At 63.5% G+C, this 9,521-nt stretch carries 10 protein-coding genes and 1 pseudogene; 6 read left to right on the forward strand and 5 right to left on the reverse strand.

Translation table 11 applies throughout. The features are described 5' to 3' along the window. Nucleotides 1-31 precede the first annotated feature (31 nt). The 4 genes from MHI61_RS11455 (at nucleotide 32) to maiA (ending at nucleotide 3,554) form a co-directional block, all read left to right on the forward strand. Nucleotides 32-772: a response regulator gene (locus tag MHI61_RS11455; protein WP_077989283.1), complete on the forward strand. Its 741-nt coding sequence runs from the start codon at nucleotides 32-34 to the stop codon at nucleotides 770-772. Further along, nucleotides 769-2,091: an ATP-binding protein gene (locus MHI61_RS11460; RefSeq protein WP_239792091.1), complete on the forward strand. Its 1,323-nt coding sequence runs from the start codon at nucleotides 769-771 to the stop codon at nucleotides 2,089-2,091. Before MHI61_RS11455 ends, MHI61_RS11460 begins: the two co-directional genes overlap by 4 nt. A gap of 192 nt (nucleotides 2,092-2,283) precedes the next feature. Beyond that, on the forward strand, nucleotides 2,284-2,700 hold the full coding sequence (locus tag MHI61_RS11465; RefSeq protein WP_239792092.1) for an organic hydroperoxide resistance protein: 417 nt from the start codon (nucleotides 2,284-2,286) through the stop codon (nucleotides 2,698-2,700). A 218-nt stretch (nucleotides 2,701-2,918) separates the two neighbouring features. After that, nucleotides 2,919-3,554, forward strand: coding sequence for a maleylacetoacetate isomerase (maiA, locus tag MHI61_RS11470; protein WP_239792093.1), 636 nt, complete (start codon nucleotides 2,919-2,921; stop codon nucleotides 3,552-3,554). A gap of 136 nt (nucleotides 3,555-3,690) precedes the next feature. On the opposite strand, the pseudogene MHI61_RS11475 reads toward maiA, so the two are convergent. After that, nucleotides 3,691-4,664: pseudogene (locus tag MHI61_RS11475) on the reverse strand (aldo/keto reductase). A gap of 13 nt (nucleotides 4,665-4,677) precedes the next feature. Continuing rightward, nucleotides 4,678-5,073: a cupin domain-containing protein gene (locus MHI61_RS11480; protein WP_239792094.1), complete on the reverse strand. Its 396-nt coding sequence runs from the start codon at nucleotides 5,071-5,073 to the stop codon at nucleotides 4,678-4,680. Between the two features lie 175 nt (nucleotides 5,074-5,248). On the opposite strand from MHI61_RS11480, the gene MHI61_RS11485 reads away from it, so the two are divergent. Beyond that, on the forward strand, nucleotides 5,249-6,142 hold the full coding sequence (locus tag MHI61_RS11485) for a LysR family transcriptional regulator (protein WP_239792095.1): 894 nt from the start codon (nucleotides 5,249-5,251) through the stop codon (nucleotides 6,140-6,142). Nucleotides 6,143-6,176: 34 nt separating this feature from the next. On the opposite strand, the gene mobB is transcribed toward MHI61_RS11485, so the two are convergent. Genes mobB through MHI61_RS11500 form a run of 3 tightly spaced genes read right to left on the reverse strand, consistent with a single transcriptional unit; the run spans nucleotide 6,177 to nucleotide 8,242 of the window. Further along, nucleotides 6,177-6,698, reverse strand: a complete 522-nt coding sequence (gene mobB / locus MHI61_RS11490; protein ID WP_239792096.1) for a molybdopterin-guanine dinucleotide biosynthesis protein B — start codon at nucleotides 6,696-6,698, stop codon at nucleotides 6,177-6,179. Then, nucleotides 6,695-7,324: a molybdenum cofactor guanylyltransferase MobA gene (gene mobA / locus MHI61_RS11495; RefSeq protein WP_239792097.1), complete on the reverse strand. Its 630-nt coding sequence runs from the start codon at nucleotides 7,322-7,324 to the stop codon at nucleotides 6,695-6,697. The genes mobB and mobA overlap by 4 nt, the downstream gene beginning before the upstream one ends. Before the next feature lie 9 nt (nucleotides 7,325-7,333). Further along, on the reverse strand, nucleotides 7,334-8,242 hold the full coding sequence (locus tag MHI61_RS11500; RefSeq protein ID WP_239792098.1) for a DMT family transporter: 909 nt from the start codon (nucleotides 8,240-8,242) through the stop codon (nucleotides 7,334-7,336). Between the two features lie 338 nt (nucleotides 8,243-8,580). Here MHI61_RS11500 and MHI61_RS11505 point away from each other — a divergent pair, with 338 nt between their 5' ends. Continuing rightward, nucleotides 8,581-9,348 (forward strand): SDR family oxidoreductase, encoded by a 768-nt coding sequence (locus MHI61_RS11505; RefSeq protein ID WP_239792099.1) that lies wholly within the window; start codon nucleotides 8,581-8,583, stop codon nucleotides 9,346-9,348. The last annotated feature ends 173 nt before the right edge of the window (nucleotides 9,349-9,521 follow it).

Genomic DNA, 9,521 nt, shown 5'->3' on the forward strand with positions numbered 1-9,521 from the left:
GCGCGGCCACATCGTTGAGGAATAAGCAAATATGGATCATGTCGATCACATCCTGATTGTCGACGACGATCGTGAAATCCGCGAGCTGGTCTCGGGCTATCTGCAGAAGAATGGCCTCAGGACCAGCGTTGCCGCGGACGGGCGCCAGATGCGCAGTTTTCTGGACGCCAATGCCGTCGACCTGATCGTGCTCGACGTGATGATGCCCGGCGATGACGGTCTGGTGCTGTGCCGCGAACTGCGCGGCGGGCGGCACAAGGCGATCCCGATCCTGATGCTGACAGCCCGCACCGACGAGATGGACAGGATCCTCGGGCTGGAGATGGGAGCCGACGACTATCTCGCCAAGCCGTTCGCAGCGCGCGAGCTTCTCGCCCGCATCAAGGCGGTGCTGCGGCGCACGCGCATGCTGCCGCCCAACCTGCAGATCAGCGAGGCGGGACAATTGCTGACCTTCGGCGACTGGCGGCTCGACACGGTCGCTCGCCACCTCCTGGATAAGGAAGGGACGGCGATTGCGCTGAGCGGCGCCGAATACCGCCTGCTGCGTGTCTTCATCGACCATCCGCAGCGGGTCCTCAACCGCGATCAGCTTCTGAGCCTGACGCAGGGCCGCGACGCCGAGCTCTTCGATCGCTCGATCGATCTATTGGTCAGCCGCCTGCGGCAGCGGCTGGGAGACGATGCGCGCGAGCCGACCTATATCAAGACGGTGCGCAGCGAAGGCTATGTCTTCTCGGTTCCGGTCGAAATTTCGGAGCCGCGCCAATGAGGAGTTCGGTCGCCATGCTGCCGAGCCTGATGTGGCCGAGAACGCTGCGATCGAGGATCTTTCTCATCCTGCTGATCGGCCTGGCCTTTGCCTACGGCCTTTCCTTCAGCGTTCTCTACATGGAGCGCTACATGTCGGCCAAGGCGGTGATGCTCGGCACGCTCGAGAACGACGTTGCAACATCGATTGCCGTTCTCGACCGGCTCCCGGCGGCCGAGCGCGGCGACCTTGTGGACTGGCTGAGCCGCGGCAACTACCGATTCGAACTCGGGCCTGGCTTGGCCGGTGTGCCCGACGCGTCCAGCAAGGGCAGGGAGATCGCTGGAAAGATAGAGGCGGCCGTTGGGCACCGCTTCCCGATCCGCATCGAACGGATACCGGGCGAGGTGAACCGGCTGCAGGCGCATCTGACGCTGAGCGACGGCAGCCCGCTTACTATTGATGTGACGCCGAGGGGCGTCATGCCGATCGCCGAATGGCTACCCTATGTCTTTGCCGTGCAGATGGCGCTGCTCATACTGTGTACCTGGTTTGCGGTGCGCCTGGCGATCCGGCCGCTCGGAAGGCTGGCCGCTGCCGCGGATGCGCTCGATCCTGACAAGGACGGTCCCGCTTTGAGCGAGACGGGGCCGAGCGAAGTCGCGCATGCGGCGAGGGCGTTCAACGCGATGCGGGAGAGGATCGCCCATTATCTCGAAGAGCGCGTCCAGATACTGGCGGCGATCTCCCACGACCTGCAGACGCCCATCACCCGCATGCGGCTGCGCGCCGATATGGCGGAGGATTCGCCCGAAAGGGACAAGCTGGTGAACGATCTCGCCGAGATCCAGCGCCTCGTGCAGGACGGCATAGCCTATGCGCGCAGCGCCCATGGCAGCGGGGAGAAGAACGCCCGGATCGATCTCTCCTCGTTCATCGACAGCATAGCTTACGACTATCAGGACACCGGGAAAGCCGTCACGGTCGTCGGGCTGGTTGAAGGCGCCGCCTTCACCAAGCCGCATGCCCTTCGCCGCATCCTGTCGAACTTCATCGACAATGCCCTGAAATTTGCAGGCTCAGCCGAGATCAGCGTCGGGCATGACGCGGAACAGCATGTGGTCATATCCGTCATGGACCGCGGGCCCGGAATACCGGACGATATGCTGGAAGCAGCCATGCAGCCGTTCTTTCGGCTGGAGCAATCCCGCAACCGCGAGACCGGCGGCACGGGCCTTGGCCTTGCGATCGCCCAGCAGCTGACGGCAAAGATCGGTGGTTCGCTGCGGCTATACAATCGCGCCGGTGGCGGGCTTGCGGCGGAAGTCACTCTACGGTGACCTCAGGGCCGCCGGAGGTTTTTCCGGCGATTTTGTACGCAAGAATGTCCCGGATACCGAATGCTACGTTTTGTGACATTTCGGCCGATTTCGGAAACATGCGGGATATATCGGCCGGTTAAAACTCACTTCGTCAACCCGGCCGCAGCAGCGATCTCCTCGCGTTCAGCGGCCAATCTACGGAGTGTTCCCATGACAAATATCGAAAAGGTTCTCTATACCGGCAAGATCCGCACCACCGGCGGGCGCGACGGCGCTTCGCAAAGCGACGACGGCCAGCTCGACATCAAGCTCTCGCCTCCTGGCAGCGCGCGGCCCGGCACCAATCCCGAGCAGCTTTGCGCCGCCGGTTGGTCTGCCTGCTTTATCGGTGCGATGGGCATTGCCGCCGGCAAGCTGAAGATCAGGCTTCCCGCGGAGACTGCGGTGAATGCCGAAGTCGATCTCGGGACGACGGACGGCGATTATTTTCTCCAGGCCCGTCTCAAGGTCAGCCTGCCCGGCATCGAGCCGGATGTCGCCAAGGCGCTTGTCGACGAGGCGCACCGGCTCTGCCCGTATTCGAAGGCGACACGCGGAAATATCCATGTCGAGCTGAGCATTGCCTGAAGGCGGCAGAAGAAAGGAAACAGGGCGAGGCCCAGCCGGGCTTCGCCGATGGAGGGTCCAATGAGATTGATGATTATCTGCGTTCTGGCAGCTGCAGTCTTCGCCGCCCCTTGTATCTACGACACCAGCTCGCACGAGCCATCGCCGCTTGCGGGCCTTGTGACGGCGGCTTCCGCGGTTGAGCAACCGCTTTTCTGAATTCAGCAAGGAGAATGACAGTGAAACTCTACCAGAACGAAATTTCTTCCGCGACCTCGAGGGTCCGGATCGCGCTAGCGCTCAAGGGGCTGACGGCAGAGGCGCTGCCGGTGAGCATTCTCGGAGAAGATGCCGAAAGCCGGCAGGCCGGCTATCGCAGCGTCAACCCGCAGGGGCTGGTGCCGGCCTTGCTGACGGATGGCGGTGTCCTCATCACCCAATCACTGGCGATCGTCGAATATCTCGACGAGGTTCAGCCCGAGCCGCCGCTGCTGCCCGATACGGCTGAAGGCAGGGCGCAGGCCCGTTCGATCGCGCTTGCGATCGCAGCCGAGATCCACGCGCTGCTGCCGCCGCGGATCGGCCTTCATCTGAAGGCGGCCTTCCAAGCCGACGCCGACGCCGTTGCCGCCTGGAGCCGTCATTGGGTCGGCGAGGGAATGGCCGCGGTCGAGACGATGATCGCCGGCCGCAGGGATGGCGCCTTCGCCGTCGGAGACCGGCCTGGCATAGCCGACATCTTCCTCTTTCCACAGGCGATCAGCGCCCGACGCATGGGCTTCGACCTTGCCCGGTGGCCGAATATCGCGGAGATCGTCACCAAGCTCGAGACGATACCGGCTTTTCAGCAGAATGCGCCGGCGCCGAGGAAATGATCCGATTGGTGAAGATGCAGCCAAAAAGGGATTTCGTTCTCCACACGACGTCCTCCTCGGCCTTGTGCCGAGGATCTGCTGCCCTATCGACCGGAAGCAGATGCTCGGACAAGCCCGAGGATGACCAAAGGTCTTCTCAGCGATTGACCCTTGCCTGCAGGTGCGGAGGGTAACGATCGCCTTCGACCTTGATGGTGGCGAGCGCGCTTTCGATGCTGGCAAGCTCATCGGCCGCCAGTTCGACCTCGGCGGCCTGGATGTTCTCCACCAAGCGATGCAGCTTGGCACGATCCAGGGTTTTTGCGCCAGCAGCCAGGCCAGCGCGACCTGGGCCGAGGTGGCCTTCTTGCGCGCGGCGATCTCTGCGAGGAGATCGACGAACGCCTGGTTGGCCTTTCGCGCTTCCTGAGAAAAGCGCGGCACGATGTTGCGGAAGTCCTTGCTGTCGAAGGTGGTCGTCTCGCTGATCGTGCCGGTGAGGAAGCCTTTGCCGAGCGGGCTGAACGGCACGAAGCCGATGCCGAGCTCTTCGAGCACCGGCAGGATACCCTGCTCGGGCTCACGCCACCACAGCGAATATTCGCTCTGTAGCGCCGTCACCGGCTGGACGGCATGGGCGCGACGGATCGTCTGGACGCCGGCTTCCGAGAGGCCGAAATGTCTCACCTTGCCCTCTGAAATCAGAGCCTTGACCGTCCCGGCGACATCTTCGATCGGAACATCCGGATCGACGCGATGTTGGTAGAACAGATCGATGACGTCGGTCTTCAAGCGCTTCAGCGCCTGGTCGGCGACCGCGCGGATCTGTTCCGGCCGGCTGTTCATGCCGCTCTGGCCGCCATTGGCATCGAAGTTGAAGCCGAATTTCGTGGCGATCACTACCTCGCCGCGGAAGGGAGCAAGCGCTTCTCCCAGAAGCTCTTCGTTCTTATAGGGGCCGTAGGCTTCGGCGGTATCGAAGAAGGTCACACCGCGTTCGAAGGCCTGTCGGATCAGCGCGACCGCTTCCTGGATCGCTGTCGCCGGGCCATAACCATAACTCAGCCCCATGCACCCGAGACCGATGGCCGAGACCTGGAGACCGCTCTTTCCGAGTTCACGCTTCTGCATCGCCGTTTCCTTTCTAAGCTTGGTACTCACTGTCGGTGACATGATCCATCCAGTCGACAACCTTGCCATCGAGCTGTTCCTGGATGGCGATATGGGTCATCGCGGTCGTCGGCGATGCGCCATGCCAATGGCGTTCCCGCGGCGCGAACCAGACGACGTCGCCGGCGCGGATCTCCTCGACAGGCCCACCTTCACGCTGCACGCGGCCGCAGCCGGATGTGACGATCAGGGTCTGGCCGAGGGGATGGGTGTGCCAGGCGGTTCGGGTACCGGGCTCGAAGGTGACGCTGGCGCCGGCCGCGCGGGCCGGGTCGGTCACAGGAAAGAGAGGATTGATGCGCACCGTGCCGGTGAACCAGTCCGCCGGTCCCTTGACCGAAGGCTGAGAGCCGTTTCGCTTGATCTCCATGGTCGTCCTTCCTGTGTCTGCGGTTGCGTACCCGGTGGAACGGTATCGTCCGCGGCGGAACGAGGGCGTCCGCGAGGGAACGGTGGGCGTCCGCGGTATCACAGGATATTTAGCGCGTGCCTTTGATCGGGATTAGATGGTATCAGCGGCAAGGACCCATGAGAAAGCTTCATGAATGCCGCGCGCAGCCGTCAATGATCTTATCGCCTTCCTCGCTGTCGCGCGGGCGCAGAGCTTCACGAAAGCAGCGGGGAAGCTCGGCGTGTCACAATCGGCGCTCAGCCATACCATCCGAGGGCTCGAAGAGCGGCTCGGGCTGCGATTATTGACGCGCACGACCCGCAGCGTCTCGCCGACGGAGGCTGGCGAGCGGCTGCTCCTCACCATCGGCCCCAGGATCGACGAGATCGAGACCGAGCTTGCCGCCTTGAGTGCCTTTCGGGAGAAGCCTGCCGGCACCATCCGCATCAATGCCGGCGAGCACGCGGCGAATGCGGTGCTCTGGCCCGCCGTGAAAAAGCTCCTGCCTGACTATCCCGATATCCATGTCGAGATCATCGTCGATTACGGCCTGACCGACATCGTCGCGGAGCGCTACGACGCCGGCGTGCGGCTGGGAGAGCAGGTGGCGAAAGATATGATCGCGGTGCGCATCGGTCCCGACATGCGCATGGCCGTGGTCGGTGCGCCCGCCTATTTCGAAAGGTGGCCGAAGCCATTGACGCCGCAGGATCTTACCGATCACAACTGCATCAACCTGCGCCTGCCGACCTATGGCAGTGTCTACGCCTGGGAGTTCGAGCGCGACGGGCACGAGCTGAAGGTTCGCGTCGAGGGGCAGCTGACATTCAATAATATCGCTCTTCGGCTGAATGCGGCGCTGGCCGGCGCGGGGCTGGCATATCTGCCGGAGGATGCCGTGCAGGCGCATCTTGCCGATGGGCGGCTGCTGCGTGTGCTGGAGGATTGGTGTCCGCCGTTTCCCGGCTACCACCTCTATTATCCGAGCCGCCGGCACGCCTCGGCCGCCTTCGCCCTCGTCGTCGATACGCTTCGTTATCGAGGGTAGATCCCGCTCGCTCCGGGCACCCGGATCCCGGGACTTACGATCGGGCCTCTTCGAGCCCGACGACGCCGGCGATGAAATCGGCAATGGCGCCTGTGTCGTCCAGATCGAAGACGGGCAGGGACGTATCGACGACAGCATGATCTGCGGCGATGGCGCAGATATGGGGATCACTCGGCGCCAGCGGTTGGCGGTTGGCAGCCTCCAGGCGGCGGGCCTCGATTTTCGGGATGGGCTCGCGCTTGTAGCCTTCGATCAGAACGAGATCGCAGGGGGCGAGACGGGCGAGGATTTCCTCGAACTCGGGTTCGGGCGCGCCGCGCAGCTCGTGCATGATGGCGTAGCGGGTGCCGGAGACGATGGTGACCTCGTGGGCGCCGGCCTCGCGGTGGCGGTAGCTGTCGGCGCCGACCTTGTCGATGTCGAAATCATGATGGGCATGCTTGATCGTCGAGATCCTGTAGCCGCGGCGCGTAAACTCCGTCACCAGCCGGACGGCGAGCCCCGTCTTGCCCGAGTTCTTCCAGCCGGCGATGCCGAAGATTTTGGGTGCGGTCATACGCGAAGGGCCTCCAGCCAGCGTTGCGCCTCGACAAGATCGTCCGGCGTATTGATGTTGAAGAAGGGATCGAGCAGGCTGGCGCGGGTCGGATGCAGCGGAAACGCCACTTCCGTAACGTCATGCCGTAACAGGAAGTCGCGCACGCGGTGTTTCTCGTCGGTGGCGATCCAGGCTTCGAGATCGGCGGCGAGCGTCACCGGCCAGAGGCCGAAGACGGGATGGCTGCGGCCTTCGGAAGCAGCGATGGCGATCTGCGACGGTCGTTCGAGCGCTGCCGCCAGCCGGACGACGAGATCGGCCGGGAAGAACGGGCAATCCACCGAGACGGTGACGACATGGGTGATCCCGGGAAGGCCGGCGGCATAGAGCATGGCCGCATGGATGCCGGCCAATGGCCCGGCCTTGCCGGGAAAACGGTCGGGGACGACAGGCGCATCTTCTGCGGCGACATCGGCGTTGACGGCGACGGCGGCGACCTGCTGCGCGAGGCGGCTCAGGACATGGTGCAACAGGCTTTCGGTTCCGAGCGTCACGCTCGCCTTGTCGCGGCCCATGCGCTGTGAGCGGCCGCCGGCCAGCACGATGCCTGCTATATCGGATCTGTCGAGCGAGAACTCCGTCATCATCCTGCCTCAAACCGGTGAGCGCGGCGCGGATTCCTGCGCGATCGGCGGCACACGGCGCTTGGCTTCACGATAGAACGTATAGAGGCCGGAAGCGATGACGATCGCAGCGCCGAGCAGCGTCAGGCTGTCGGGCACTTCGGTGAAGAAGAAAAAGCCGAGCAGCGAGGAAAAGATCAGGCTGGTATAGCGGAACGGCGCGACGAAGGAGATTTCACCGGTGCGCATGGCGAGAATGACCGACTGGTAGCCGACGAGCACCAGCACCGAGGCGAGCAGCAGATGCCCGAGCGACGTGGCGCTGACCGGCTGCCAGCCGCCGAGCGCCGGGATGAGCAAAGCGCCGAAGAAGGAGATGGAAATGGCGGTGATGACGGTGATCATCAGCGAGGGAATCTCCGGATCGATCGAGCGGGTGGCGAGATCGCGGCCGGCCGTCGTCAGCACCGCGCCGACGCAGAGCAGGGCGGCGGCGGTAAAACCCTCCGGACCGGGGCGGATAATGATCATGACGCCGACGAGGCCGACCAGGATCGCCGACCAGCGCCGCCAGCCGACGGGCTCGCGGAAGAACAGCGCGGCACCGAAGGTGACGACCAGCGGCAGCGATTGCAGGATCGCCGAGGCATTGGCGATCGGCATCATGCCGAGCGCGGTGATATAGGTGACGGCGGAAAACATTTCGCAGATGATGCGGAGGATGATGACCGGCTTGAGAACGATGCGCCAGGAGCGCAGGGCGCCCATTTTCCTGGCGATCAGATAGACGAGCAGGCTGGTGAAGAGGCCGCGCAGGAACATGATCTCGCCTGCGTTCATATAGGCGATCACCGATTTGGAGAGAGCATCGCTCGCGGAAAAGCCGGCCATCGCCATGCTCATATAGATGGCGCCCTCAGTATTGCGTGACCGCGGCATGAAGAGATTCCCTTTACCTGTGCGCCCCTTCTTAGTCGGGAAGAACCATGAAGGGAATCGGATGAATGTCACACCCGACAGAAATCGATGATGCGGCGCACAATGGTGCTGACGTTGCGGCAGGCACGCATTTGGAAAGCCCCGCAAATCAGCATTTTACAACGCGAATTTCGATATTTTCGATGCGGCGATCGAGGCTCCTTCCTCCTTCGGCGATTGAGTTGATCACTGCTCGAAAACATCGACTGTCGACGGTTTTTGTTTTTCCGCGCGGGAAACGGGTGGCTGCGTCGCCCGATGTTTGAGAGGGATGCCTCGACAACTGAGGAGAAACGGACATGACACTTCTGAACGACAAGGTCGCAATCATCACCGGCGCAAGCTCCGGCATCGGCCGCGCGGCGGCGAAACTCTTTGCGCGGGAAGGTGCGAAGCTCGTGGTCACCGGAAGGCGACAGGCGGCGCTCGATGCCGTCGTCGGCGAAATCGAGGCGGAGGGTGGGCAGGCCGTCGCGATATCGGGCGACGTCAGGGACGAGGCGCTGCAGGCAAGGCTTGCCGATACGGCAGTCTCGCGCTTCGGCCGGCTCGATATCGGCTTCAACAATGCCGGCATCCTCGGCGAGATGGGGCCGGTCGCCGGGCTGTCGCTGGACGGCTGGCGCGAGACGCTCGAGACCAATCTCACCGCCGCCTTTCTCGGCGCCAAACATCAATCGGCAGCGATGGGAGAAGGCGGCGGGTCGCTGATCTTCACCTCGACCTTCGTCGGCCACACTGCCGGCATGCCCGGGATGGCTGCCTATGCGGCAAGCAAGGCAGGGCTGATCGGCTTCGTCCAGGTGCTCGCCGCCGAACTCGGGCGGCAGAACATCCGCGTCAACGCCCTGCTTCCCGGCGGCACCGACACGCCGGCCAGCATCACCAATGCGCCGGATGCTACGCCGGAAGTCTTGGCATTTGTGGAGGGGTTGCATGCGCTGAAACGCATGGCCCAGCCGGAGGAGATCGCCAATGCGGCACTGTTCCTGGCGTCCGATATGGCGAGCTTCGTGACAGGCACGGCGATGCTCGCCGATGGCGGGGTTTCGATCAGCCGAACGTAGGTGGGTGAGGGTGGCTCGGCATTTTGCAGGTCGAGCCACCCGCCCTCGTCCTTCGAGGCTCCGGCCTGCGGCCTACGCACCTCAGAATGAGGGCTACCGCGGGCTGGATTATCGGTGTGCGAGGGCTGGCGCCCCTAAGTGCCATGCCATGCAAAGTGGGATCTGGCTTGCTG

The organism is Rhizobium sp. K102 (genome assembly GCF_022385315.1).
GTDB classification, from domain to species: domain Bacteria; phylum Pseudomonadota; class Alphaproteobacteria; order Rhizobiales; family Rhizobiaceae; genus Rhizobium; species Rhizobium croatiense.

What these genes read in the sequence shown, in the direction of transcription:
- MHI61_RS11505 (WP_239792099.1), top strand. Translation starts at nt 8,581, where the DNA reads ATGACACTTCTGAACGACAAGGTCGCAATCATCACCGGCGCAAGCTCC.
- MHI61_RS11455 (WP_077989283.1), top strand. Translation starts at nt 32, where the DNA reads ATGGATCATGTCGATCACATCCTGATTGTCGACGACGATCGTGAAATC.
- MHI61_RS11500 (WP_239792098.1), bottom strand. Translation starts at nt 8,242, where the DNA reads ATGCCGCGGTCACGCAATACTGAGGGCGCCATCTATATGAGCATGGCG.
- mobA (WP_239792097.1), bottom strand. Translation starts at nt 7,324, where the DNA reads ATGACGGAGTTCTCGCTCGACAGATCCGATATAGCAGGCATCGTGCTG.
- MHI61_RS11480 (WP_239792094.1), bottom strand. Translation starts at nt 5,073, where the DNA reads ATGGAGATCAAGCGAAACGGCTCTCAGCCTTCGGTCAAGGGACCGGCG.
- MHI61_RS11465 (WP_239792092.1), top strand. Translation starts at nt 2,284, where the DNA reads ATGACAAATATCGAAAAGGTTCTCTATACCGGCAAGATCCGCACCACC.
- mobB (WP_239792096.1), bottom strand. Translation starts at nt 6,698, where the DNA reads ATGACCGCACCCAAAATCTTCGGCATCGCCGGCTGGAAGAACTCGGGC.
- MHI61_RS11460 (WP_239792091.1), top strand. Translation starts at nt 769, where the DNA reads ATGAGGAGTTCGGTCGCCATGCTGCCGAGCCTGATGTGGCCGAGAACG.
- MHI61_RS11485 (WP_239792095.1), top strand. Translation starts at nt 5,249, where the DNA reads ATGCCGCGCGCAGCCGTCAATGATCTTATCGCCTTCCTCGCTGTCGCG.